26 protein-coding genes are annotated in these 24,340 nt (G+C 60.8%); 13 read left to right on the top strand and 13 right to left on the bottom strand.

Features of this window, described 5'->3' with window-relative positions; translation table 11 throughout:
- Window positions 1-157: 157 nt before the first annotated feature.
- The 7 genes from QM682_RS14270 to QM682_RS14240 form a co-directional block, all read right to left on the bottom strand.
- Window positions 158-1,033 carry a ParB/RepB/Spo0J family partition protein gene (locus QM682_RS14270; protein ID WP_415130884.1) on the bottom strand — a complete coding sequence of 292 codons (876 nt, stop codon included), beginning with the start codon at window positions 1,031-1,033 and terminating at the stop codon, window positions 158-160.
- Between the two features lie 9 nt (window positions 1,034-1,042).
- Window positions 1,043-1,819, bottom strand: coding sequence for a ParA family protein (locus QM682_RS14265; RefSeq protein WP_415130883.1), 777 nt, complete (start codon window positions 1,817-1,819; stop codon window positions 1,043-1,045).
- Entirely contained in the window at window positions 1,812-2,393 is a 582-nt protein-coding gene (rsmG, locus tag QM682_RS14260; RefSeq protein WP_415130881.1) for a 16S rRNA (guanine(527)-N(7))-methyltransferase RsmG, read from the bottom strand. The genes QM682_RS14265 and rsmG overlap by 8 nt, the downstream gene beginning before the upstream one ends.
- Window positions 2,393-4,252 (bottom strand): tRNA uridine-5-carboxymethylaminomethyl(34) synthesis enzyme MnmG, encoded by a 1,860-nt coding sequence (gene mnmG, locus QM682_RS14255; protein ID WP_415130879.1) that lies wholly within the window; start codon window positions 4,250-4,252, stop codon window positions 2,393-2,395. Before mnmG ends, rsmG begins: the two co-directional genes overlap by 1 nt.
- Before the next feature lie 9 nt (window positions 4,253-4,261).
- The gene (gene mnmE / locus QM682_RS14250) at window positions 4,262-5,521 is read right to left on the bottom strand and encodes a tRNA uridine-5-carboxymethylaminomethyl(34) synthesis GTPase MnmE (protein WP_415130877.1); all 1,260 of its coding nucleotides are present in this window, start codon (window positions 5,519-5,521) and stop codon (window positions 4,262-4,264) included.
- A 9-nt stretch (window positions 5,522-5,530) separates the two neighbouring features.
- A complete protein-coding gene (gene rho / locus QM682_RS14245) occupies window positions 5,531-6,802 on the bottom strand; it encodes a transcription termination factor Rho (RefSeq protein WP_415130875.1) in 1,272 nt (423 codons plus the stop codon).
- Between the two features lie 120 nt (window positions 6,803-6,922).
- Window positions 6,923-7,369: a CopD family protein gene (locus QM682_RS14240; protein WP_415130873.1), complete on the bottom strand. Its 447-nt coding sequence runs from the start codon at window positions 7,367-7,369 to the stop codon at window positions 6,923-6,925.
- 578 nt (window positions 7,370-7,947) lie between these two features.
- Between QM682_RS14240 and QM682_RS14235 the strand changes: the two genes are divergently transcribed.
- The 4 genes from QM682_RS14235 (at window position 7,948) to QM682_RS14220 (ending at window position 12,581) form a co-directional block, all read left to right on the top strand.
- Complete coding sequence (locus QM682_RS14235) at window positions 7,948-9,186, top strand: aromatic ring-hydroxylating oxygenase subunit alpha (RefSeq protein ID WP_415130871.1); 1,239 nt, start codon at window positions 7,948-7,950, stop codon at window positions 9,184-9,186.
- Window positions 9,186-10,262, top strand: coding sequence for a 2Fe-2S iron-sulfur cluster-binding protein (locus QM682_RS14230; protein ID WP_415130869.1), 1,077 nt, complete (start codon window positions 9,186-9,188; stop codon window positions 10,260-10,262). The genes QM682_RS14235 and QM682_RS14230 overlap by 1 nt, the downstream gene beginning before the upstream one ends.
- Before the next feature lie 233 nt (window positions 10,263-10,495).
- Window positions 10,496-11,548 (top strand): aldo/keto reductase, encoded by a 1,053-nt coding sequence (locus QM682_RS14225; protein ID WP_415130867.1) that lies wholly within the window; start codon window positions 10,496-10,498, stop codon window positions 11,546-11,548.
- A 70-nt stretch (window positions 11,549-11,618) separates the two neighbouring features.
- Window positions 11,619-12,581 (top strand): NAD(P)H-dependent flavin oxidoreductase, encoded by a 963-nt coding sequence (locus tag QM682_RS14220; protein WP_415130865.1) that lies wholly within the window; start codon window positions 11,619-11,621, stop codon window positions 12,579-12,581.
- Between the two features lie 91 nt (window positions 12,582-12,672).
- Here QM682_RS14220 and QM682_RS14215 read toward each other — a convergent pair whose 3' ends face one another.
- On the bottom strand, window positions 12,673-13,476 hold the full coding sequence (locus QM682_RS14215; protein WP_415130863.1) for a response regulator: 804 nt from the start codon (window positions 13,474-13,476) through the stop codon (window positions 12,673-12,675).
- Between the two features lie 93 nt (window positions 13,477-13,569).
- Here QM682_RS14215 and QM682_RS14210 point away from each other — a divergent pair, with 93 nt between their 5' ends.
- From QM682_RS14210 to QM682_RS14195, 4 genes are all read left to right on the top strand, one after another.
- Entirely contained in the window at window positions 13,570-13,716 is a 147-nt protein-coding gene (locus QM682_RS14210) for a NepR family anti-sigma factor (RefSeq protein WP_415130861.1), read from the top strand.
- Window positions 13,717-13,722: 6 nt separating this feature from the next.
- Window positions 13,723-14,307, top strand: a complete 585-nt coding sequence (locus QM682_RS14205; protein WP_415130859.1) for an RNA polymerase sigma factor — start codon at window positions 13,723-13,725, stop codon at window positions 14,305-14,307.
- Between the two features lie 11 nt (window positions 14,308-14,318).
- Entirely contained in the window at window positions 14,319-16,091 is a 1,773-nt protein-coding gene (locus tag QM682_RS14200) for a sensor histidine kinase (RefSeq protein WP_415130857.1), read from the top strand.
- 128 nt (window positions 16,092-16,219) lie between these two features.
- Window positions 16,220-17,587, top strand: coding sequence for a hypothetical protein (locus QM682_RS14195; RefSeq protein WP_415130855.1), 1,368 nt, complete (start codon window positions 16,220-16,222; stop codon window positions 17,585-17,587).
- A 50-nt stretch (window positions 17,588-17,637) separates the two neighbouring features.
- Here the strand turns inward: QM682_RS14195 and QM682_RS14190 are convergent, their stop codons facing one another.
- The 5 genes from QM682_RS14190 to QM682_RS14170 form a co-directional block, all read right to left on the bottom strand.
- Entirely contained in the window at window positions 17,638-18,519 is an 882-nt protein-coding gene (locus QM682_RS14190; RefSeq protein ID WP_415130853.1) for a YihY/virulence factor BrkB family protein, read from the bottom strand.
- 74 nt (window positions 18,520-18,593) lie between these two features.
- Window positions 18,594-19,307, bottom strand: coding sequence for a DNA polymerase III subunit epsilon (gene dnaQ / locus QM682_RS14185; protein WP_415130851.1), 714 nt, complete (start codon window positions 19,305-19,307; stop codon window positions 18,594-18,596).
- The gene (gene coaE / locus QM682_RS14180; RefSeq protein WP_415130849.1) at window positions 19,288-19,896 is read right to left on the bottom strand and encodes a dephospho-CoA kinase; all 609 of its coding nucleotides are present in this window, start codon (window positions 19,894-19,896) and stop codon (window positions 19,288-19,290) included. Before coaE ends, dnaQ begins: the two co-directional genes overlap by 20 nt.
- Complete coding sequence (locus tag QM682_RS14175; RefSeq protein ID WP_415130847.1) at window positions 19,893-20,750, bottom strand: shikimate dehydrogenase; 858 nt, start codon at window positions 20,748-20,750, stop codon at window positions 19,893-19,895. Before QM682_RS14175 ends, coaE begins: the two co-directional genes overlap by 4 nt.
- Window positions 20,751-20,939: 189 nt before the next feature.
- Window positions 20,940-21,386, bottom strand: a complete 447-nt coding sequence (locus tag QM682_RS14170; RefSeq protein WP_415130845.1) for an RrF2 family transcriptional regulator — start codon at window positions 21,384-21,386, stop codon at window positions 20,940-20,942.
- 469 nt (window positions 21,387-21,855) lie between these two features.
- Between QM682_RS14170 and QM682_RS14165 the strand changes: the two genes are divergently transcribed.
- From QM682_RS14165 to QM682_RS14145, 5 genes are all read left to right on the top strand, one after another.
- Window positions 21,856-22,071 carry a hypothetical protein gene (locus QM682_RS14165; protein WP_415130843.1) on the top strand — a complete coding sequence of 72 codons (216 nt, stop codon included), beginning with the start codon at window positions 21,856-21,858 and terminating at the stop codon, window positions 22,069-22,071.
- Between the two features lie 63 nt (window positions 22,072-22,134).
- Window positions 22,135-22,590, top strand: coding sequence for a GAF domain-containing protein (locus QM682_RS14160; protein ID WP_415130841.1), 456 nt, complete (start codon window positions 22,135-22,137; stop codon window positions 22,588-22,590).
- The gene (locus QM682_RS14155) at window positions 22,568-22,957 is read left to right on the top strand and encodes a GFA family protein (RefSeq protein ID WP_415130839.1); all 390 of its coding nucleotides are present in this window, start codon (window positions 22,568-22,570) and stop codon (window positions 22,955-22,957) included. The genes QM682_RS14160 and QM682_RS14155 overlap by 23 nt, the downstream gene beginning before the upstream one ends.
- 43 nt (window positions 22,958-23,000) lie before the next feature.
- Window positions 23,001-23,627: a LysE family translocator gene (locus QM682_RS14150; protein WP_415130837.1), complete on the top strand. Its 627-nt coding sequence runs from the start codon at window positions 23,001-23,003 to the stop codon at window positions 23,625-23,627.
- Complete coding sequence (locus QM682_RS14145; protein ID WP_415130835.1) at window positions 23,624-24,271, top strand: RluA family pseudouridine synthase; 648 nt, start codon at window positions 23,624-23,626, stop codon at window positions 24,269-24,271. The genes QM682_RS14150 and QM682_RS14145 overlap by 4 nt, the downstream gene beginning before the upstream one ends.
- The last annotated feature ends 69 nt before the right edge of the window (window positions 24,272-24,340 follow it).

Raw genomic sequence — 24,340 nt, 5'->3', positions numbered from 1 at the left:
TGTTCGGGGGCGTGGGAATGGAGCTTCACCGCTGACCGGAAATTGCAGGGTTGCCGCCTCCAGATGACGAAACCTTGCGATCCAGCCTCAACAAACTGATGGATCATCACACAATATCAGTGTGTTCAGGCTTGTTCAGAGCCGACAAGATAATGTGTCAGTTATTTCCAAGAATTTGACAAAGGCGATCGAGTTGCTCCAAATCCCTATAGGTGATGACCAGCTGGCCACCATCTTGCCCAGCATGGTTGATCGCTACCTTCATCTTGAGATGTGCGGAAAGGTCCCCCTCAAGAGCACGAGTATCAGCATCCTTCTCGGATGACTTACGCTCGGGTTTCGCCTTCTGCGTCTCGGCTTGGCGGCGGACAAGTTCCTCGGTCTCACGCACGGAGAGATTCTTTTCGATCACTTTTCGAGCCAGTTCAACCGCATTTGGCGCCGTGATCAAGGCACGCGCATGTCCTGCGGTCAGCTTACCCTCCTTAAGCCAGGTCTGGACCTGATCGGGCAGATTCAGAAGGCGCAACAAGTTGGCGATATGGCTGCGGCTTTTGTTCAGCGCCTCTCCCAGCTTCTCTTGCGTATGGCCGAAACGGTCCATGAGCTGGCGATAAGAGGCGGCTTCCTCGATCGCGTTGAGATCAGCACGCTGGATATTCTCGACAATAGCGACCTCAAGCACTTCGGTGTCGTTCAGTTCGCGAATGATGACGGGAACCTGGTGCAATTGCGCTATCTGCGCGGCACGCCAGCGGCGCTCTCCAGCAACGATCTGGTAAAGACCGCGGTCTACTGGATGTGGACGAACGATCAGCGGCTGAAGCATGCCTTTCGAACGTAGAGATTCCGCTAGTTCCTGCAATGTCTCTGGGGCGAAACTACGCCTTGGCTGGTCGGGATTGGGCGTCACCTGTTCAACCGGAAGCAACTGCCGCGGCGCGGGTTTTTCCGACGGAAGCAGATCGACATCCGCCATCAAGGCAGAGAGACCACGGCCCAGACCACGTTTTTCAAGTTTGTTATCGGACATGGACATTCCTTAGGCGGTGGTAAGTTGACGGGACAGAAACTCTTTCGCCAACTGGCGATAGGCGACGCTACCCTTTGAATTAGAATCATATTGAAGCACAGGCATAGCGTGCGAAGGTGCTTCCGAAAGGCGGACATTGCGCGGAATCACCGTCTGATAGACCAAGCCGGCCAGAGTGTTGCGCGCATCGGCTTCGACCTGCTGCGATAGATTGTTGCGATTATCAGACATGGTGAGCAAGACCCCTTCTATCCTTAAATCGGGATTGGCGGACTGTCGAACCTCGCGAACAGTCATCAAAAGCTGAGAGAGACCTTCCAACGCATAAAACTCCGCCTGGAGTGGCACAAGAATGCTATGCGCCGCCACCATGGCATTCACAGTCAGCAAACCAAGCGCCGGCGGGCAATCTATCAGGATGAAATCGAAATTCTCGACTGTAGAAAGCTTCCGCTTCAAAAACTGCGTGCGGCCTGAACGGGAAGACAATTCAAAATCGATAGAAGAGAGATCACGGCTTGACGGCACCAGTTGAAGATTTGGCACCAGAGTCGGAAACAGCGTCTCGTCAAAGGAAATATCTCCGGTCAGAAGATCGTAGGACGTAATATCACGTGCTTCAGGTGGAATACCAAGACCAGTTGAAGCATTCCCCTGTGAATCCAAGTCGATCACGGCGACGCCATGACCCGCTTCTGCCAATGCGGCGCCCAGATTGATCGCAGTGGTCGTTTTTCCAACGCCGCCCTTTTGGTTAGCAACTGCGATGACACGGGTTTCAGGCATGATTTAGTCCTGTAATTTCCAGTATAGCTGCTCCGGGCTCTAGCCGGCTTTCATGCGGAATATAGTCAAAGGACCAGAATGTGCGGGCCTCGACAACTTCTTTCTGCCAATTCCGCCCTTTCATGATCCAGGCTCGGCCATCCTTCGCGCTATGACGCGAAACATATGACAACAATAATGGCATGGGGGCAAGCGCCCTTGCGCTGACATTGGCCACGTTCTGAGGCGTAGCCTCTTCGATCCGAGCATTCAAAACCTGAATGTTGGAAAGCGCAAGCTCACGGATCGCGGTACGGAGAAAGCTGCACTTGCGCTTGTCACTCTCCATGAGGGTTATGGGTAGATCTTGCCGCATGATGCCAAGGACGATACCAGGAAGTCCGCCGCCGCTACCGATGTCAAGCCATGGGCCCTGAGCCTTGGAGGCTATCTCGCTCAATCCAAGGCTGTCTTCTATGTGCCGGATTTCCAGATCCTGAAGTGTGGAAGGCGCAACAAGGTTTATTGCAGGATTCCATTTCCGAAGCAATTGCGCGTAGCCGCGCAACTTCTCTGTTTCACGTGAAACAATCATCAGGCAGACCGACGTTCGCCTGCGCGAATGATCGCCAGGATAAGAGTCAGTGCAGCTGGTGTCATCCCTTCTATTTTCGAAGCCGCCGCGATGTTTTGTGGTTTACTGGCCCGAAATTTTGCCTTCAGTTCGTTGGAAAGGCCAGAAATTGCATCGTAATCAAAAGATTCCGGGATTTTTATAGCCTCTTCCTTACGAAGAAGCTCCGCGTCACGGGCTTGACGGTCTGCATATTGATGGTAAAGCGCATCAATGGCAACCTGGTTTAAAGCTTGCTTATCCAGGTCGGCCAATCGGGCATCAAGCCCGACTAATTTTTCGGGATCAATATCCTGCTGCGCCAAAAGCGAAAAGGCCGACCGCCACACACCATCCTGCCGCACTTCGATCCCAACCGCCTTGAGTTGACTAGGCGTGAATTTCACGCTCTCGGTCTTATCACGAACATCACGATATATCTGCGCCTTATTGGTAAACGCAGCCTTTCGCTCGGCTTCCACGCATCCTAGTTCGATACCCAGTGGTGTCAGGCGCTGATCCGCATTATCGGAACGAAGTGAAAGTCGGAATTCGGCCCGAGAGGTAAACATTCGATAAGGTTCGCTCACCCCTCGCGTTACAAGATCATCGATCATAACGCCAATATAGCTTTGCGTTCGGCTAAAATGCACAGGATGCCTACCCTGCGCCTGTAACGCCGCATTCAGCCCCGCCACCAGCCCCTGCGCGGCTGCCTCTTCATATCCTGTCGTGCCATTGATCTGGCCTGCCAAAAATAGCCCGCTGAGCGACTTCAACTCAAGTGACAGATTCAATGCGCGAGGATCGACATAATCATATTCGACCGCATAGCCTGGCTGAATGATCTCGGCATGTTCTAGACCACGGATGGAACGAACATAGTCCAACTGCACATCTTCGGGCAAAGAAGTCGAAATTCCGTTCGGATAAACCAGGTCCGAATTGAGACCTTCCGGCTCAAGAAAAATCTGATGCGATTCCTTATCTGAGAAACGCACGATCTTATCCTCGATCGAAGGACAGTAGCGCGGGCCGATACCATCAATCCGTCCGCCATACATTGCCGAACGGCCAAGGTTATCCTGAATAATCTTATGCGTGCATGCATTGGTGTGAGTGATCGCACAGCTTATCTGCTGTGTGACAGGCCCATTGCTGAGATAAGAGAACATTGTCGGATCATTGTCACCTGGTTGCTGATCCAGGCTGTCCCAATCGATACTTTGTAGTAGAAGCCGAGGAGGCGTTCCTGTCTTTAGTCGTCCAAGTGGTAAACCCAGGGGGCGCAGCGATTCTGCAAGCGAAATCGACGCGCGACCGCCCCAGCGTCCTGCCCGACGCGTGACTTCGCCAATATGGATAAGACCATTGAGGAACGTCCCGGTCGTTAGAATGACCTGGCCTGCTACAATCTCCTCGCCACTATCCAGACGAACCCCCCGGACACGACCACCCTCATGGCTGACTTCCGCAACTTCCCCAAGGATCACGGTTAACCCGGCTCGACTATCTACCGCAATTTTTGCGGCCGCACGATACAGATCTCGATCAGCCTGCGCACGTGGACCCTGCACTGCTGGACCCTTGCGCCGGTTTAAAAGTCGAAACTGGATTCCGGCCGCATCGGCCAAACGCCCCATAACGCCATCCATGGCATCAATTTCCCGGACCAAATGGCCCTTCCCCAGCCCGCCTATGGCTGGATTACAGGACATGGTGCCCAAATCGTCATCGCGGAGAGTAATCAGCGCGGTGCTTACCCCCATGCGTGCCGAAGCCATTGCCGCCTCCAACCCGGCATGTCCACCACCGATGATCACAACGTCATATTGTTTCACGTGAAACACCTACTTGCCTATGCAAAATGACGAAAAAATTTCGTCCAGATAGTTCTCCGCGTCGATCTTACCAATCATGGCCTCAAGATCGCGGATAGACCGCCGGATCGCTTCCGCGACAAACTCAGGCGCGGTGCTCGGCCGAAGATCCAGCCAGGAAACCGCCCGCTCCAGTGCTTCCGCCTGCCTCTTGTGACCAATCAAACCAGAATCAGCCGCCTTGACAACCAGACGATCATAAACCAGATCCAGAAGATCCGCGACCCCCTCGCCGGTCATTCCAGAAATGGCTATTTCGTCCGAATGACCAAGATCAGCTTTAGAACGGACGATCAGATCGTCTTGGCCTGCCTGACCAACCGCAACGCCATCAGTTGAAAGATGAATGCGCAAATCGGCACGGGTCGCCCTTTCCGTCGCCCGAGCAACACCCATACGCTCTACCAGATCCTCGCTCTCGCGCAGCCCGGCAGTATCCAGGAAGGTCACGGGAAGACCCTTCAGATCCGTTCTCAATTCAAGGACATCCCGTGTCGTCCCAGCTATATCCGAGACCAACGCGATATCTCTTTGCGCGATCCGGTTCAGCAATGTCGACTTTCCCGCATTGGGTGGGCCAATGATCGCCACCTCATAGCCTTGCCGCAATCGCTCGGTCGCCGGATACCTGTCCAGCATTTTCCAAATTTCTGCCCGAACCTTCCCAAGTAGTTCAAAGGTTTCAACCGGGATATCCTCTGGCACTTCTTCATCAGCAAAATCAATGCTGGCCTCGACCAATGCTCCGGCTCGAATTAACGTTGCACGTAATTCTTCTACAAACCGGCCCGTTTCGCCGTTTGCAGTCTGCATTGCCAATTTTCTCTGTGCCTCGGTCTCTGCCGATAACAGATCCGCCAAGCCCTCAGCCTCTGCCAAATCCATGCAGCCGTTCAGGAACGCGCGTCGCGAAAACTCCCCAGCCTCGGCGCGACGTATACCGCGGGCTAGCAATGCCGCGAAAAGTCGCGTTCCAATAATCGGTGCACCGTGCAAATGCAGTTCGGCAACTTCCTCTCCGGTGAAACTGCCACCCTTTTCAAACCACAGCACAAGAGCCCGGTCGATCAACTCACCATCATCACGCAAAGCGCGAAGATAGGCACGGCGCGGCTTTTCCAACCTGCCAGCAAGATCTTCCAACACAGCACGCGCTGCCGGTCCGCTTAGGCGGATGACAGAAACGCCGCCTCGACCGGGCGGCGTCGCTTCAGCAAAGATCGTGTCCAAAACACTCCCCTAGGCGTTCATAGATTCGAAGAATTCGCCATTGGTCTTGGTCTGCTTCAGCTTTGAAATAAGGAATTCAATGGCATCCGTCGTTCCCATCGGATTCAGGATCCGGCGCAGCAGATAGGTCTTTTGCAGATCCTTTGCATCGACCAGAAGCTCTTCCTTGCGCGTGCCAGATTTCAGGATGTCCATCGCCGGGAAGACACGCTTGTCGGCCACCTTGCGGTCTAGAACGATCTCGCTGTTGCCGGTGCCCTTGAATTCCTCGAAGATCACCTCATCCATGCGCGATCCGGTATCGATCAGCGCAGTCGCGATAATAGTCAGCGAACCGCCTTCCTCGATATTCCGGGCCGCTCCAAAGAATCGCTTCGGACGCTGCAAGGCGTTTGCATCCACACCACCTGTCAGCACCTTACCCGAACTAGGCACCACAGTATTGAAGGCTCTACCAAGTCTTGTGATAGAATCCAAAAGGATCACAACATCTCGTTTGTGCTCAACAAGCCGCTTGGCCTTCTCGATCACCATTTCGGAAACCGCAACGTGACGGCTGGCCGGCTCGTCGAAAGTCGAGGAAATCACCTCACCCTTGACCGAGCGTTGCATATCCGTCACCTCTTCCGGCCGCTCATCGATCAGCAGCACGATAAGATAGCACTCAGGATGATTCTTCTCGATCGAATGGGCGATGTTTTGCAACAGCACCGTCTTGCCGGTGCGCGGAGGGGCCACGATCAGCGAACGTTGCCCTTTGCCGATCGGCGCCACCAAGTCGATGATCCGGGCCGAACGGTCCCTGATCGTCGGATCCTCGATCTCCATCTTCAGCCGGTCATTCGGATAAAGCGGCGTCAGGTTGTCGAAAGCAACCTTGTGACGAGCCTTCTCGGGATCTTCGAAATTGATCTTCTCGACCTTGATCAGCGCAAAATAACGCTCGTTCTCACCAGGCGCGCGTATCACGCCCTCGACCGTGTCTCCGGTGCGCAGTGAATGCTGGCGGATCATGTCGGGGCTGACATAGATGTCATCCGGGCCGGGCAGATAATTCGCCTCGGTCGAGCGCAGGAAGCCGAACCCGTCCTGCACGACCTCAAGCACGCCGTCTCCGCCGATGTCATAGCCGTCCTCGGCATGCTCCTTCAGGATCGAGAACATCATCTCGCCCTTGCGCATGGTCGAGGCATTCTCGATCTCCCACTCTTCCGCCATGGACAGAAGATCGGCGGGGCTTTTTGCCTTCAGATCGGACAGGTTCAGACGTTCTTCGCTCATCTCTCGCCTATAGGCGCGACAAACCGACGAATCGGGTCACGCTTGGGAATGTGAATGGAAAGTCCCCGCCGGACGGCGGTTAGCGTTCAAATAGGAAGAATCCGGCCCAGAGTCAATTCTTCAGAACTTCACGATCACCGACAGCACGATCACCACCATCAGCAAGGTCGGCAACTCGTTCATCAGCCGATAGCTGCGCCCGCCAAGCCCCTGGCCCGCCAGAAGCGCCTTGCGCTGTCCGGCCAGCCACATGTGAAACCAGGTCATAGCGATCACCGCCAACCCCTTGCTCCAGGGCCAGAACATCGAGAAATCCACGATCCCCGGTGTCGCAACAAGTGCCAACCCCGCAACCCAGGACAGGATCATCGCCGGGTTCATGATCATCCGCAGCAGCTTCTCCTCCATGATCGTGAAAGAAGCTGCCGGTTCGCGTCCCGTTTGGCCGCGTTCGGCGTGATAAACGTAGAGCCGTGGCAGATAGAACAGCCCCGCCATCCAGGCGATCACAGCCATGACATGCAGGGCTTTGATCCAAGGATAGGCCAGGGCCAGGAAATCGGTCATGTGCGCCTCCGTCAGCCTGCCTCCCTTCTCTTAAATAAGAATGAAGATAAAGAAGGATGATGTAGTGGTTGGTCTTGTGGATAACGGGAAAACACTGTTTCACGGCCAAAATCCCCAGATCAAGGCTTTGGGGAAAAAATCGCTAAATACGAAATAGTTTAATTAATAATAAATAAAAACAATAACTTACAACAAATAATCCTGTGGATAAATTTGTGAAAAGTTGTTCTATCCACATGCTGTGGAAGCCAGTCGAAGAATTCTCTACAGGTGGAGAAATACGTCCCGTTCTCCGAGCGTTCCCGGTGAGTCGCCCACAGGCCAAAACCACGGTGCGATTCCCCCACAATCGCTCCCTCCCGAGTCGCTACGATTCGCCCACAGGCTTATGCAGATCAAAACCTGCCACGGCCGATGCCATCCGTGCGCCAGCGGCCAAGCGCTCGGGGGCGCCACAGGATTCCAACCGCGCAACATCCGATTTCGTCATCGCAGAGTCGTATTTGTCGGGTCTTCACCGGGTTGTCGGTGCAAATGTCGCCAAAGGACGCCCCACCCAAGCCACCGGAATCGTAACCATGCTGAACACCGCCGACATCTTGTCCCAACTTGTCGATCGCCGGAAAAATTTCGCGCTCACGCGAGAGCTTTACTGCGACGATGCGGTGTATCAGGCTGATCTTGAACAGATCTTCTACAAGGAATGGCTGTTCGCCATCCCCGCCTGCGAAATCCCAAAGACGGGAAACTATGCCACGATGCAGGTCGGCGCCTATCCGGTGTTGATCGTGCGGGGCGGCGACGGCAGGGTACGTGCCTTTCACAATGTCTGTCGTCACCGGGGCCAGCGGCTTTGCTCCAAGCCGAACGGCTCGACGCCCAAGCTGGTCTGCCCCTATCACCAATGGACCTATGAGCTGGACGGCAAGCTGGTCTATGCGCGCGATATGGGGGATGATTTCGACGCCTCGAAGTTCGGGCTGAAGTCCGTTCACTGTGTGGACCTGAACGGCATGGTCTTCCTTTGCCTGGCGCAGGTGCCACCGCCCATTGCCGATCTGGCCAAGCATCTCATGTCCTATCTGGCCCCCAGCGTGCTGGCCGACAGCAAGGTCGCCTTCAGTTCGACCATCATCGAGAACGGCAACTGGAAGCTGGTGATCGAGAACAACCGCGAATGCTACCATTGCGGCGGCAGCCACCCCTCGCTGTGCCGCACCTATTCCGACAATCCGCGCATGACGGCGATGGAGGGTCCCGACAGCGCCAGTCCCGACATCCTGGAGCATTGGCAGCGGTGCGAGGCTGCGGGCCTGCCCTCGCGCTTCGTCAACCACCCCCGGATGCAGTGGCGCCTGGCGCGCATTCCGTTGCTGAACAATGCCGAAAGCTACACCATGAGCACGAAGGCCGCGGTCAGGAAGCGCATGGGCAAGATGCCTTTCAACGACGCGGGCAGCCTGCTGTTCTTTCACTATCCGAACACCTGGAACCATTTCCTGGGCGATCATGCCATCGTCTTCCGCGTGCTGCCGATCAGCCCGACCGAAACCCAGGTCACGACGAACTGGCTGGTCCACAAGGATGCGGTCGAGGGTGTCGATTACGATATCGAGAATCTGACCCGCGTCTGGCTGAACACCAATGACGAGGATCGGCTGGTGGTCGAGGAAAACCAGAAAGGCATCCTCTCGCCCGCCTACGAGCCCGGCCCCTATTCCTCGCTTCAGGAAGAGGGTGTCGTGCAATTCGTGGATTGGTATTGCGACACCATGCTGGGCCGTCTGTCCCCGACCCCGGCGATGGCGGCGGAATAATGGCGGTCCTGGTCAAGGCTTTCGGAGACAAGCCATGGAAGGATGACGAGCTTCTGGAATGCGCGATGGTGGTGCCCGAGACCTCGGACACGGCCACTTTCACCTTCCGGGCTCCCTCGGGTGCTTATTTTGATTATCAGCCCGGCCAGTTCCTGACCCTGGACCTGCCGGTGCCGGGCGGGAATGTGCAGCGAACCTATACGATAAGTTCCTCGCCTTCGCGCCCCCTGTCGATCTCGGTTACGGTCAAGGCGCAGCCGGGCAGCATCGGCACGCGCTGGATGCTGGACCATCTGCGGCCAGGGACCAGGATCAAGGCTTTCGGCCCGGCGGGGATCTTCACCTTCCTGCGGCACGAGGCTTCGAAATACCTGTTCATCTCGGCTGGGTCGGGCATCACGCCGATGATGTCCATGACCACATGGGCTTGGGATTCGGGCGAGATGCCCGATATCGTCTTCGTCCATGCCGCCAGGACACCCGAAGAGATCATCCTTCGTCAACGCCTGGAAGGCATGGCCGACCGCGTGCCCGGTCTGCAACTGCGCTTCACCGTCGAAGAGAGCGATCCTTTCCGCACCTGGCACGGCTATCGCGGCCGACTCAGCCAGATCATGCTTGGCCTGATGGCGCCCGACTATCTGGAACGCGAAGTTTTCTGCTGTGGTCCCGAGCCGTTCATGCAGGCCGTGCGCGACATGCTGATCGCGCTTGGCTATGACATGGACAAGTATCATCAGGAAAGCTTCGGTGCGCCGGTGCGCAAGGAATCCGAGGCTCCGGTGCTGGACGATGTTGTTCTGGACGACGAAGCCGGGGCGCAGATCATCTTTGCCACCTCGGGCGTGACCGCGAAATGCACCGAGACGGATACCGTCCTGGCGGTTGCCAAGGCCAATGGTCTGAACATTCCCTCGGGCTGCACCTTCGGTCTTTGCGGCACCTGCAAGATCCGCAAGACCTCGGGCGAGGTGCATATGGTCCATAACGGCGGCATCACCGACGAGGATATCGACGCAGGCTATATCCTGGCCTGCTGCTCGCATCCCATGGGGGCGATCACGGTCGAGGTCTAGGCCCGGTCGGCACGAACCACGCGTCCATGAGCCTTGGCTGGCCTTCTCAGGAAATCCTTCCTATAACCATCCTGTTCATCGGCGCGCGCTAATCGGCTTGGGATTTCCGCAAGAGATGACGGAACAGAAAACGAACACTTGTCAATAAAATCAATCTGGTATGTTCCCAGGCGGAACATGCCGGATACGGTGGAGGCGGCAGCTCATATCCGCCAAGGAACGAAAGGCTTTCGATGCAACGCATGATGCTGGGAAAAAGCGATGTCGAGGTCAGCGCGGTCTCGCTTGGGACGATGACCTTCAGCAACCAGACCGACCTGGCGGGCGCGCAGGCGCAGATGGACATGGCGCTGGAGGCGGGGGTCAGTTTTCTCGACACGGCCGAACTCTATCCCGTGAACCCGGTCGAGCGCGAGACCGTGGGCCGGACCGAAGCATTCATTGGCACCTGGCTTGCCCGCCGCCGCAATCGCGACCGCGTGCAGATCGCGACCAAGGTGACTGGTCCCAGCGACAAGGTGCGGCTGGAAGGGTATGACGGCAAGATCATCCGCCAGACCATCGAGGCTTCGCTGCGCCGGCTCGGCACCGATTACATCGATCTTTATCAGCTTCACTGGCCGCAGCGCGGCTCTTATGCCTTCCGGCAGAACTGGCGTTACGACCCGTCGAAACAGGATCGGCAGAAGACGCTGGACCATATGGCCGATGTGCTGGACGCGATGGCCGAGGCGCGGCGCGCGGGAAAGATCCGCGCCTTCGGCCTGTCGAACGAAAGCGCCTGGGGGTTGACCCGCTGGCTTGATACCGCCGAGCGGCTGAACGCGCCCCCGGTCGCCTCGATCCAGAACGAATATTCGCTTCTTTTCCGGCTTTACGATACCGATCTTGCCGAGACCGCGGTGAATGAGCGCGTGACCCTGCTTGCCTATTCGCCGCTGGCGACGGGACTTCTGACCGGAAAATATGCCGAGGGCGAGCCGAAGGGCAGCCGGGCCGAGGTGGATCGCCGGCATGGCGGGCCGGGCGATCTGGGCGAGCGGCGCACTCCCCGCGCCCTGGCGGCGGTGGCGGCCTATCGGGCGCTGGCGGGCGAGCTTGGCCTGGACCCGATCCACATGGCCATCGCTTTCACCCGGCATCGGCCCTTTCCCTGCATTCCGATTATTGGCGCGACGGATCTTCGCCAGTTGGAACATCTGCTTCAGGGCATTGACCTGAAGCTTTCGGACGAGGCGCTGCGGCGTATCGACAGATTGCATCGCGATCATCCGCTGCCTTTCTAGGACGCGACGGAAGCATTGGCAGGGCCGTGCGGCTGGGGCAAGGTGCCGCCCGAATCCTCAAGGAACCGCCATGCTTCCCCCCCTGCTTTCCCGCTTGCGCCTTCCCGCCATTGCCGCACCCATGTTCATCGTCTCGGGGCCGGATCTTGTGATCGCGCAATGCAAGGCGGGGATCGTGGGCAGCTTTCCGGCGCTGAACGCACGCGAGGCACCGGGCGAGCCAGCGATGCTGGACGCCTGGCTGACCCGTATCACCCAGGAACTGGACCGTCACAATCAGGCGAACCCCGACCGTCCCGCCGCGCCCTTCGCGGTCAACCAGATCGTGCATCGCAGCAATGCTCGCCTGGAACGCGACATCGAGATTTGCCACCGTCACAAGGTGCCGATTTGGATCACAAGCCTGGGTGCCCGTCCCGAGGTGAACGCCGCCGCCCATGATTGCGGCGGCATCGCCTTTCATGACGTGATCAATAACAGCTTCGCGAAGAAGGCGATCGAGAAAGGCGCGGATGGCCTGATCGCGGTCGCGGCCGGCGCGGGCGGCCATGCCGGCGTGCAATCGCCCTTTGCCCTGATCCAGGAAATCCGTGCGTGGTTTAATGGTTCGCTGGCCTTGTCGGGCGCCATCGCCACCGGCCGGGCGGTGCTGGCGGCACAGGTCATGGGCGCGGATCTTGCCTATATCGGCAGCCCGTTCATCGCCACCACCCAGGCGAACGCCGCCTTGGAATACAAGCATATGATCGTCGAAAGCGGGGCTGAGGATATCGTGAACTCGAACCTCTTCACCGGCATCCATGGCAATTACCTTGCGCCCTCGATCCGAAATGCCGGTCTGGACCCATCGGCGCTGGCCAGTTCGGACCCGTCAGCGATGGATTTCGGAAGCAGCGGCAAGGCCAAGGCGTGGAGCCAGATCTGGGGCGCCGGTCAGGGCATCGGCGCGGTTCAGCAGATCCAACCCGCCGCCGAACTGATCGACCGCCTTGTCGCTGAATACGCCCAGGCCCGCGCAGCCTTTTCCAGATAACGGCCCCACCTGGATGAACGCCGGACGAGTTTGGTCCCGCCCGGCCTTCGCCGTTTCCCAAATGACGGCGCCCTAGAATGGCGCCCGCGGTTCAGACCGCGGCCAGCCCCTCGGTCGAGGCAAAGAACATTGCCTGGCTCACGGCCGAGCGCACCTGCTCTTCGGTATAGGGCTTCGAGATCAGGAAGGCTGGCTCGGGCCTGTCGCCGGTCAGAAGCCGCTCGGGGAAGGCGGTGATGAAGATAACAGGAATATCGCCCATCTCGTGCAGAAGCTCGTTCACCGCGTCGATGCCCGATGAGCCGTCCGCAAGCTGGATATCCGCAAGGATCAGGTCGGGGCGTCTGGCGCGGGCCAGTTCTACGGCGGCGGTATGTGTGCGGGCCACGCCTGTCGCCTCGTGGCCCATGGCCTGGACGATGCCCTTCAGGTCCATGGCGATGATCGTCTCATCCTCGATGATCATGACCTTTCCGGCCAGCGCCTGGCTCATCTCGGCCATGGCGATGCGGACCAGTTCCTCGGCCTCGCGCTGCTCGACCTGCATCACCGTGGCGATTTGGTCAAAGCGCAATTCCTCGATCGTGCGCAGCAACAGCGCCTCGCGCGAATTCGGCGTCAGCGCGCGCAGATGCTGCTGCGCCCGCGCTTCGGGGGCGGTCTGGTTGTCCAGTTCGACCGGCTGGCCGGAACTGATCCAGATGGCGTGGAAGGTGCGGAACAGGCCGATGCGCGTATCCTCGGCATCCATCAGGCTGCGATCAGCCAGAATGGCTTCAAGCGTCACGGCCGCGTAATTGTCGCCTGCGGTCTGGCTGCCAGTCAATGCGCGGGCATAGCGGCGCAGGAAGGGCAGCTCCCGACGGATGGAATGGGCGAGATCTGCTGCGGTCATTGGAACCTCAAAAAGACAGTGTTCATACGGAACTTGTAGGGTTAGCTAGCGGTTGATCGGGGTGCGCACAAGAATTTCGGGAACCACTTACAAATGAGTACCAGGCGTGAGGAACGCAAGCGGGCGGCCATTGAAAAGCAGATCGATGAAAACCTGAAGCGTGTCTACGATCAGGAAGCAACGCAGAAAATCCCGGACAGGTTCCTGGAATTGCTCGAAAAATTGCGCGAGCGGGAGTAAGTCCGCATGATCAGAAATGCTCCGGCTACTCGTGTCCCGGACAAAAATCCGCGAGATGAGCTTGTCGATCACCTGCCCGCGCTGCGCGCTTTCGCACTGTCACTTACGCGTGAGGGGGCATCCGCCGACGATCTGGTGCAGGACACCATCGTCAAGGCCTGGACCCATATCGACAAGTTCCAACCGGGCACCAACCTGCGCGCCTGGCTTTTCACCATCCTGCGCAACACCTTTTATTCGGCCCGGCGCAAGACCAAGCGCGAGGTCAGCGATAGCGACGGCATCCACGCCGCCCGCCAGGCCGCCCGTCCCGAACATGACGGTCGCCTTGCGCTGAACGATTTCCGCGAAGCCTTCAAGCAGCTTTCGGACGAGCAGCGCGAAGCCTTGATCCTGGTCGGCGCATCGGGCTTTTCCTATGAGGAAGCGGCCGAGATGACCGGCGTTGCCGTGGGCACGGTCAAATCCCGCGCCAATCGCGGCCGCCGTCGCCTGGCCGAGCTTCTGATGCTGGAAGAAGGCGAGGAACTGGACATGACCGACCGCGCGACCCTGGCGGTGATGGCGCAGAATACCCCGATCCTACGTTAAGGGCTGGGACCATGTTGCGCCGATTTCTGGACCGGCTGGAATTCACCAACCTGCTGGGTTTCCGGCTGGGTGGGCTGCTTTCCGTAGCGATCCTTCCTATCGGCCTGATTTCGGTGATCCAGACGCTGCACCTGTCGCGCGAATATGAACGCTCGTCCGAGATTGCGCTTCTGGGCCGCACCGCCACCGCGGCGGCGGGCGAGCGGGCGTTGTTGCAGGGTGCGCTTGGCACGGCGGATGCACTTGGCCCGGCGGTGCTGGAAACGATGAGCCAGGACGAAGCCTGTTCGGACATCATGCGCGGCTTTGTCGAACGGACGGTGAATTTCTCGTTCGCGGGCTTCACCCGGCTGGACGGGCAATCGTCCTGCTCGTCGGCGGGGCGGCCGTTGGACATGCGTGGCGATACCGCCTATCGGCAGTTTCTGGATCGGCCGGGCACCATGGTCACGACCGGAAATATCCCCGATAACGGCGCCGTGGTGGTGATCCAGCCGCTTTATCGCGACGCCGATCTTTTGGGCTACATCTCGGTCGCCATGCTGCGCGACATGCTGCGTTCGACGCATTTCGGCGAACTGGGGATCGAGGACGCCCGCATCCTGACCTTCAACAACCTGGGCCAGGTGCTGTCCCGCGATCAGGATCTGGGCCGCGATATCCAGGATCTGCTGCCCCAGGGCAAGACCCTGACCGCGCTTCTGGCTCGCAGCGAGACGACGTTCAGCGGTTATTCCAACACGGGCGAGCGGCGGGTCTTCAGCGTCGTTCCGGTGGTGCCGGGCCTGGTCTATGCCATCGGCTCGTGGAACCGCGCGGAATCCGGGGTGGCCTGGATCGACCTGACGCGGCGCACGGCGATTGTCCTGCCGTTGCTTTTTTGGGCGGCATCGCTGGGTGTGGCCTATTTCGCGGTCTACCGTCTGGTCCTGCGCCATATCCGCGTGCTGCGCGGGCAGATGCGGCGCTTTGCCATCGGCGACCGCTCGGCCCCGCCTCCGGTCCTGCGGGACGCCCCCGCCGAGATCGAGGATATGAGCCAGACCTTCCACAACATGGCCCGCATCCTGATCCGCGACGAAGAGGCGATGGAGGCCGCCGTCAACGAAAAGACCGTGCTTCTGAAAGAGGTGCATCATCGGGTCAAGAACAACCTGCAATTGATCGCCTCGATCATCAACATGCAGATCCGCATGATCCACCACGAGGATGCGCGCCGTGTCCTGCGCTCGGTCCAGGACCGGGTGGCTTCGCTGGCGACGATCTATCGCAATCTCTACCAGGCCGAACATCTGGATTCGGTCGAGGCGGACAGGCTGATCCGGGACATCATCAGTCAGATGACCAATGCCTCGATCGGTCCCGGCACGGGACTGCGGATCGAGACCCGGCTGGATCCTTTGGTGCTGATGCCCGACCAGGCCGTGCCTCTGTCGCTTCTGGCGACCGAGGCGTTCACCAATGCCCTGAAATATTCCGGCATCGCCGATCCGCAGGCCAAGCCCTGGGTGCGGGTGCGGCTGCTGCACGAGGATGCGCGTCACGCCGTGCTGGAGGTCGAGAACTCGGTCGGCGCTGGCGGTCTCGCGGAAAGCACAGGTCTTGGCAGCCAGTTGATCGAGGCTTTCGCCACCCAACTTGAGGGCGAAATGACGCAAGAGATGAACGACAACCATTTCCTGCTGCGGCTGCGCTTTCGCGTCGAAAGCCTGCATGAACCAAGCGGCGCCCTGCCAGGCGCGGTGGTGCTGACCTCGGCTTCGCGTCCGGGCGCCCGGCATTAGTCGGCGGGCCTGGAACGCCCAGGTGCATTCGGCCTTATTGTTGATAAAAAAACCACGGTATAAGCTTCAGCTCAATTGCCGGACCCGATGACAGGCACGGCCGACCCAAGAGCAATGAAACGGTAACCATGAAACATATTTCGCTTCGCTCAACTCTGCTGGCTTCGGCCATCGCGCTTTCCGCTCCGGTGGCGGGTCTTGCTGAAACGCCCTGGATTCCCGCAGCTACCAGCCTGCCGGGCGAGGCCAACATGCGTGCCGGCTCGCGCGAGGTGCCGGTGACGCCCGGTCAGGAAACCGTCGTCATGATGCAGCGGATGCCCCCTGGCACCAAGGTCACCGTCCTGCATGGCACCGACCTGCTGACTGCCGAGCCGGCGACCGTGGGCGAGGACGGCAAGGTGCTGGTCCCGATCAAGGTGCCGGCCGATGCCGAGGTGGGCCTGCATCCGCTGACGGTGGTGACCCAGGACCCTGCCACGGTGTCGCAGGTCATCTTGAAGCTGTCGCAGATCGTGCCGCCGCAGAATGTCGATGCCTTCAAGCTGCAATCCGTCGCGGTGGGCGAGCGTGCCTATCAAAGCGCGCTTTCGGCCGACGGCAAGCTGTTCGTCGCCTCGGCGCGCGGCAAGAAGGAAGGCAGCCGCCTGATCCGCCTGGATGGCGCGACTCTGGCGGTCGAGGCCGAGGCCGAACTGCCCAAGGATTCCAAGGGCGAACAGGTCGGCGTCTTTGGCATCGGGGTGGATAATGCCCATGGCCGGGTCTGGACCACCAACACCCTGACCGAGACGGTTTCAGTCTATGACGCCAAAGAGATGAAGGCGATCAAGGTCTTCCCCGAGGGCTCGGTCTATCACCCGCGCGAGGTGGTGATCGACGAGGCCAGGAACCGCGCCTATGTCAGCCCCGCGCACACCCCCTTTGTCGAGGTCTATGACACCGAGACGCTGGAGCATGTCGGCCGGCTGCAATTCGTCATCGGACCTGGGCGCGCCATCTTCGATACGATTGGCCTGACTCTGGATGCCCAGAATGGCCGACTGTATTCCGTCAGCCGGGATACGCCCTGGACCGGCTGGATCGACCTGGCCACGGGCGAAAGCACCACCGTCAATGTGCCAGAAGCCAATGGCGCGACCGACATTGCCCGCGACCCCAAGACCGGCCGGCTTTTCGTCGTCTCGCAGGAATCGAACAATGTCGTGGTGCTGGATGCCGAGGGCAAGCTGCTGGCCGATACCTATATCGGTGCGGGCGGCGTCTCGGTCGAATGGAATGCGGCGACCTCGCAGGTCTTTGCCGCGACGCGGGCCGGCGGCACGGTGGCGGTGCTGGATGTCGATGGCAAGCTGGTGGCGAATATCCCGACCGGCGAGACCCCGAACCACCTGACCGCCGGTCCCGATGGCGCGGTCTACCTGATCGAGATGTATGGCGTGCCGGGCGACGATTCCGAGACCGGGTCGGTCACGCGGATCACTCCGGCGACGTGACCTTCCACCGCACCCCGCCTATATGGGGTGCGGCTCTGCCCTGCACCGGGTCAGTCGCCCTGCGCCTCCTTGTTTTTCCTCGCCCTTTGCCGCAGCCTGCGCGCCACCGCAACGCGGCGCCTGCGCGCAAGCTCCAGGTTGACCAGCGCCCCCAGCATGACCGAGAAGCCACCCAGATAGAACCACATCAGCAGCACCACCACCGCCCCGATCGAACCATAGATCCGGTTATAGCTGTTGAAATTGTTCAGATAGACCGAAAACCCATACGAGGCCGCCGCCCAGGCCACGGCGGCAAGGAACGAGCCCCAGGTAAAGATCGGCGTGCGCGGCATTTTCACGTTCGGCCCATAGCGATACATGATGCCGATGACCATCTGCACGATGACGAAAATCGAAAGCCAGGGCACCGCCCCCAGAAGCCAGCTTCGCAGCGGAACGTCCGGCAGAAACCGAAAGGCGATGGGCACCACGATGATCACCGCCAGCCCCAGAATGACCACGCCCACGATCACCAGCGTCAGCACATAGGCCAGCACGAAACCCATGATCGTCGAATGCGAGCGCACGCCATGCGCCGCGTTCAGTCCCCGGATCAGCGCGTCCACCCCGGCACGGGCCGAGATGGTGGCGATCATGAACGAGATCAGCGTGGTCCAGCCCAGTTGCGTGCGGCCCGCTGCGATCAGCGAATTGATCTGGCCATAGATGATATCCGCCGCGCCCGAGGGGATGAACTCATCCATGGTGTGGACGTGTTCCTCGATCACATGCGGATCATACCAAAGCCCCCAAAGCGCGAACAGTGCCGCAAGGCCCGGAAACACCGCGAACATGGCATAGAAGGCGACCCCCGCCGCGATCAGGCCCATATGGATCTTGTCCATGCGCTCGAACATCGACATGCCGAACTGCCAAAGATCCCGTATCAAATCCCTGCCTCCGCTTGTTCTGGACCCAGCATCGCAGGCATGATCGCCCAGGGCCAGCATCGGTTCCCCGAAGGCTACGGGTTTTCCCCCGCGCCGTAGCGCAGCCACACGGCCTTTTCCCCCAGCTTCGCGACGAAATCCGCATGCGCCGCCGCCTCGGCCTTGGTCAGGCGCGGGGCCAGGGGGCGCGGCCTTGGCCCGCGCGGCGCGTCCCCGCCCGCGCTGCCGCCCGCCCCGGTGCCGCTTCGTATCGCTTCCAGCACCAGCCCCGGCTGCCGCCCGCCCCGCAGCGCCAGATAGACCTCGGCCAGCAATTCGCTGTCCAGCAGCGCCCCGTGCAGCGTCCGGTTCGAGTTGTCGATGCGGAACCGCCGGCAAAGCGCGTCAAGCGAGTTCTGCGCCCCCGGAAACTGGCTGCGCGCAATTTCCAGCGTATCCACCGCGCGGGCATAGGGTATCACCGGATGGCCCGCCGTTTTCAGCTCCCAGTTCAGGAATTTCATGTCGAACTGGGCGTTATGGATCACCAGCCTGGCATCCTCGCCGGCGAAACCCAGGAAGTCCTTTGCCACTTCCGCGAATTTCGGCTTGTCCCTCAGGAAATCGTCGCCCAACCCATGCACCTCGAAGGCTTCCTGGGGCATCGTCCGTTCGGGGTTGATATAGACGTGAAAGGTCCGCCCGGTGGGCAGGTGGTTCATCAGCTCGACCGCGCCGATTTCGACGATCCGGTCGCCTGTCTCGGGGTCGAAGCCCGTGGTCTCGGTATCAAGAACGATCTCGCGCATGGGCCTGTCTTGCCATGATCCGCGCGCAAATGTCCATGATCGCCGCCCGCGCGCCCTCCATGCTGTCGGTGGGGATGACCCAATCCGCCAGCCGCCGCTTCTCGGCATCCGGCATCTGCCGCGCCAGGATCATCCGCAAGCCCGCCTCGTTCATGCCGGGCCGCGCCAGGACGCGCGCCCTTTGCACTTCCGCCGGGACCGAGACGACCGCCACGCCGTCCATCCCGGCCTGCAACCCGCCTTCGAACAGCAGGGGAATATCCAGCACCACCATCGGAGCCCCGGCATGGGCCGCGACGAAAGCCGCCCGGTCGGCGGCGACCAGGGGATGCACGATCTTTTCAAGCCGCGCGAACCCATCGGGCTCGGCGGCCAGAGCCGACTTCAACGCTCCTCGATCCACCGCGCCATCTCGCACGGCTTCGGGAAACGCCGCCCCCACCGGCCCGACGGCGGCCCCCCCCAGCGCGTAAAGCGCATGGACAGCCGCATCCGCGTCCCAGACCGGATGCCCCATCTGGCGAAACATCCCCGCGGCCGTGGATTTGCCCATGCCGATCCCGCCGGTCAGGCCCAGCAGAAAGCTCATGCCAAGGCGGCGGCGCGCAGGGCCTCGTCCACCTGCGGGCGCTGGCCGAACCAGCGTTCGAAGCCGGGCGCGGCCTGGTGCAGCAGCATCCCAAGCCCGTCCACCACCTCGCAGCCCCGCGTCCGCGCCTCGACCAGGAAAGGTGTCATCAGGGGTGTATAGACCAGATCCGTGACCAGGGTTCCCGGCGCCAGGGCATCCAGCGGCACCCGCAGCGCGGGCTTGCCATCCATCCCCATCGAGGTCGCGTTGACCACCGTGGTCGCCCCCTCCAGCATGTTCCCGGCCTGCGCCCAGTCATAGACCACGACCTTCGCGCCGAACTCCGAACGGATCTGCTCGGCCCGGATGCGGGTGCGGTTCGCGATGCGCAATTCCGGTGCCCCGCTTTCCAGAAGCGAGGCGACGACGGCCCGTGCCGCGCCCCCGGCGCCGATCAGCGCCGCCGGCCCGCGTTCGGCCGTCCAGGACGGCGCATGCTGGCGGATATTGGCGATGAAGCCGTAGCCGTCGGTATTGTCGGCATGGATCTTGCCGTCGGGCCGAAAGATCAGTGTGTTCGCGGCCCCGATCAGGGCGGCGCGATCGGTCACGACATCCGCCAGGGCCAGCACGCTTTCCTTGTGCGGAATGGTCACGTTCACACCGACGAAACCCATATGCGGCAGGCTGCGCAGCACCTCGGCCAGATGCTCGGGCGCGACCGGGATCGGGATGTAATGCCCCGCGATGCCATAGCGCGCCAGCCAATGCCCATGCAGCTTGGGAGAGCGGGAATGCGCGATCGGCCAGCCCAGCACGCCGGCCAGGGGCACATGGCGGGGAGCGGTCGGGGTCTCGGGCGTTTCGGGCATCGGTGACTCATAGCTTGGCCGCGCCCCACGGGGGACGCCGCGATGAAGATCCATGGCCGCAGAAGTGCCGCGCCAGCCTGCGCGGGTCAAGGAAAACCCAAGGTATCGGCCTTCCGTTTTCCCAAATATCCTGGGGTTCCGGGCCAGGTTCTGGTTTCAGCCCAACCCGATTTTCAGCCCAACCCGACTTCAGGCCGCCCCGACTTCGGGCAGACCGCCTTCCTCAAGCAGATCGGCCAGGGTCAGGCTTTCGATCAGCAGAAGATAGGACCAGAACACCTGCCCGAACATCTTGCGCAAGCGGCAGGTAGCCTCGTCGGTGCAATCCTCGCAGGGCTGATAGGATCGCCGCGACAGACAGGGCAGCGGCGCGATCGGCCCGTCGACCTGGCGCAGCAGCTCTCCTATCGATATCTCCTTCGGCAGCTTGATCATGATATAGCCGCCCGAACGCCCCCTGCGCGAGCCGACATAGCCCGCATTGCGCAGTTCCAGCATGATGTGTTCCAGGAAACGCTTCGGCGCACCCGAGCGGCTGGCGATCTCCTCGATCGTCAGTGCGCTGCCGCCTGCGGCCACCTCATCGGCCAATGCCATCAGGGCCTTGATGGCATATTTCGTTTTCTGCGAGATCATGGAAAATCCATAATGATCCTCGGTGCGGCTTGCAATGACCTCGGGGGCACGGCGCCATGGAAAACCGGGTAAGGACAGCCCCGCGCGCGCAATTCCGCCGCCGCGAAAAATTCCGGGAAGACGGAACCGTCATCCGCGCATTGTCTTCCCGACAGATTGCGCGCGCAAGGCCATTCGCGCAACAGCAAGAAGAAGACCGTGGTGTCGCAATATTTTGCGGCGACGGCTTCGGCGGAGAGTCCACGGCCCGGCGTCTTTCACAGGCTGGCGCGTCCATCGCTACCTGAGGCCAGCAAGAACGGCCCGTTGCCGGGCCTGAAGCCGATAACCTTGGCGCGGGGGCGCTTGTGAAGCTGGAAGGTGGTGCGCGCGGATCGGGGATTCCCAAGTGGCGAAAACTCGGGAATGGATCGCATAAGGTCGAGAAGCGCGAAGAAGGCATGGGCAGGACAAGCAAGGGAGGGCACAAGTGAACAGCCTTGACGGCCTGGCCCCCCGTGGCAAGGGTATTTTCCGGTGGCTGTTTCCATCGTGCCGCGCGGTCCATGACGGCCATGCCAGGGGCAATGTCCTGACCGACGATCTGCCCGCCCGCGTCGGTGAACCTTATACGGGCAGGCCCCGGCCCGCCTTGAATGCCGCCGCCCTGAATGCCATGGAAGCCTTCGATGTCCGCCCGGTTTGAGGCTTTGGGCTGGCAGCCACGGGGCCTGCATCACGACCTGCCCGCGATCATCAAGGATTCGCCATGAAAATCGACTATGCCCAGCTTGCCCGGACGATCCGTAGCCTGACCCATGGCGAGACCGACGAGATCGCGCTGATGGCCACGCTGGCATGCGAGATCCACCATGCCGATGCTCGTTTCGATTGGACCGGCTTTTACCGCGTCACCGCCCCCGAGGTGCTGAAGATCGGTCCCTATCAAGGTGGCCATGGCTGCCTGGTGATCCCGTTTTCACGCGGCGTCTGCGGGGCTGCGGCGCGCCTGCGCCAGACCCAGCTCGTTCCCGACGTGGACGCTTTCCCCGGTCATATCGCCTGCGCCGGCAGCACCCGCTCGGAATTGGTGATCCCGATCATCGGCGCCGGCGGTCGGCTGATCGGTGTCCTTGACATCGACAGCGACCAGCCAGACGCTTTCACCCAGGAAGACGCGGACGGGTTGCAGGAGATCCTGGATGAATGCTTCGGACGCGACTGAGTTCACCGGCAATTGCCTTTGCGGCAAGATCCGCTTTCGCGGCACCTATGACGACAGCCACGACCTGAAAGCCTGCCATTGCAGCCAGTGCCGGCGCTGGTCGGGCCATGTCTGGGCGGCGATCCTGCCCAGATCGCTGGAAATCCAGGGTCAGCCGAAATGGTATCGCGCCTCGGATTTCGCGCGTCGCGGGTTCTGCGGATCGTCGCTGTTCTGGCAGCGCGACGGATCTGACATCATCGAGGTGGCGGCCGGCGCCATCGACAGCCCGACCGGGCTGCGCTTGCTGGGCCATATCTTCACCGCCGACAAGGGCGACTATTACGACATTGCCGACGGCCTGCCGCAGGACCCTGCCGAGAGTTGACCTCGCCGCCCCCGTGCCGAATATGCGAAAAAAGGGGTGCGCGATGATCTGGGACACTTTGGCGAATTTTCCTGTCCAACAACTGCTGACCTTTCTGGCCGGGGTGGTCGTGCTGAGCTTTGTGCCGGGGCAGGATGTGTTCTTCGCCAGCGCCTGTGGCATCCAGAACGGGCCGCGCGCGGGCGCGCTGGCCGGGTTGGGGGTCGGGCTTGGCCTTTTCTGCCATGTCGCGATGACGACGGCCGGTCTGGGCGCGCTGCTGGCCGCCTTGCCCGGGGCGCTGGCGGTGGTGAAATATCTGGGCGCCGGCTATCTGCTGTATCTGGCATGGAAAAGCTGGCATTCGGCCGGGGACGATCCGAGGGCCGCCGCGCCGCGCAGCCGGTGGAGCATCATCCGGCGCGGGGCGCTGAGCAACCTGTTGAATCCCAAACCGATCCTGTTCCTGCTGGCGTTCCTGCCGCAGTTCACCCGGGCGGAATACGGCCCGATCTGGCAGCAGATCCTGGCGCTGGGGCTGATCGCGGTCGGCTCGGTGAGCGTGGTGACGATGGGCTATGGCATCCTGGCCGGCTATGCCGGGCAGATGATCGGCAGGCGGCTTGGCACCCTGAACCGCCTCGCCTCGGTCATGTTCGCCGGCCTGGCGGCGCGACTGGTCTGGAAATGAGCTTTGCCTATCGCCCCACCGACGAACAGCCCCGGGTGATCCACGCCGACCACGAGGTGCTGGTGGTCGACAAGCCGGCCGGGCTGCTGTCGGTCCCCGGCCGGGGCGAGGACCGCGCCGACTGCCTGATCGAGCGGCTGCGCGGCGCCTTTCCGACCGTGCTGCTGGTGCATCGTCTGGATCTGGATACCTCGGGTGTCATGGTCTTCGGCCTGACGCCGCATGCGCAGCGCCACCTCTCGAAGCAGTTCGAGGAGCGCCGGACCAAGAAGACCTATATCGCCCGCCTCTGGGGCCGGTTGCAGCCGAAAGCCGGCACCGTCGACCTGCCGCTGAACGTCGATTGGCCGAACCGCCCGCGCCAAAGGGTGGACCACGATCAGGGCCGTCCGGCGCGAACCGACTGGCGCATCATGCGCCAGGACGATCAGGAAACCCGCGTTCGCCTGACGCCGTTGACCGGGCGCAGCCACCAGCTTCGCGTCCATATGATGGAACTGGGTCATCCGATCCTGGGCGATCCGCTTTATGCGACGGGCGCGGCCGCGGATTTCCCGCGCTTGATGCTGCATGCCGAAAGCCTGCGCTTCAAGCATCCCGAAAGCGGGGTGATGCAAAGCTTTCACGCCCCGGTTCCCTTCTGACGGGAAATGTATTCCCGCGCGTCCCGAAAGAGCGGAACCCCTGAACCCTTGTCCCGGTTTCCCAAATGA

Origin of the sequence: Paracoccus sp. (in: a-proteobacteria) (assembly GCF_047605025.1) — a bacterium.
Classification (GTDB): Bacteria; Pseudomonadota; Alphaproteobacteria; order Rhodobacterales; family Rhodobacteraceae; genus Paracoccus.
The sequence above is the reverse complement of the archived record's forward strand: the minus strand, read 5'-3'. Positions and strand labels throughout refer to the sequence as shown.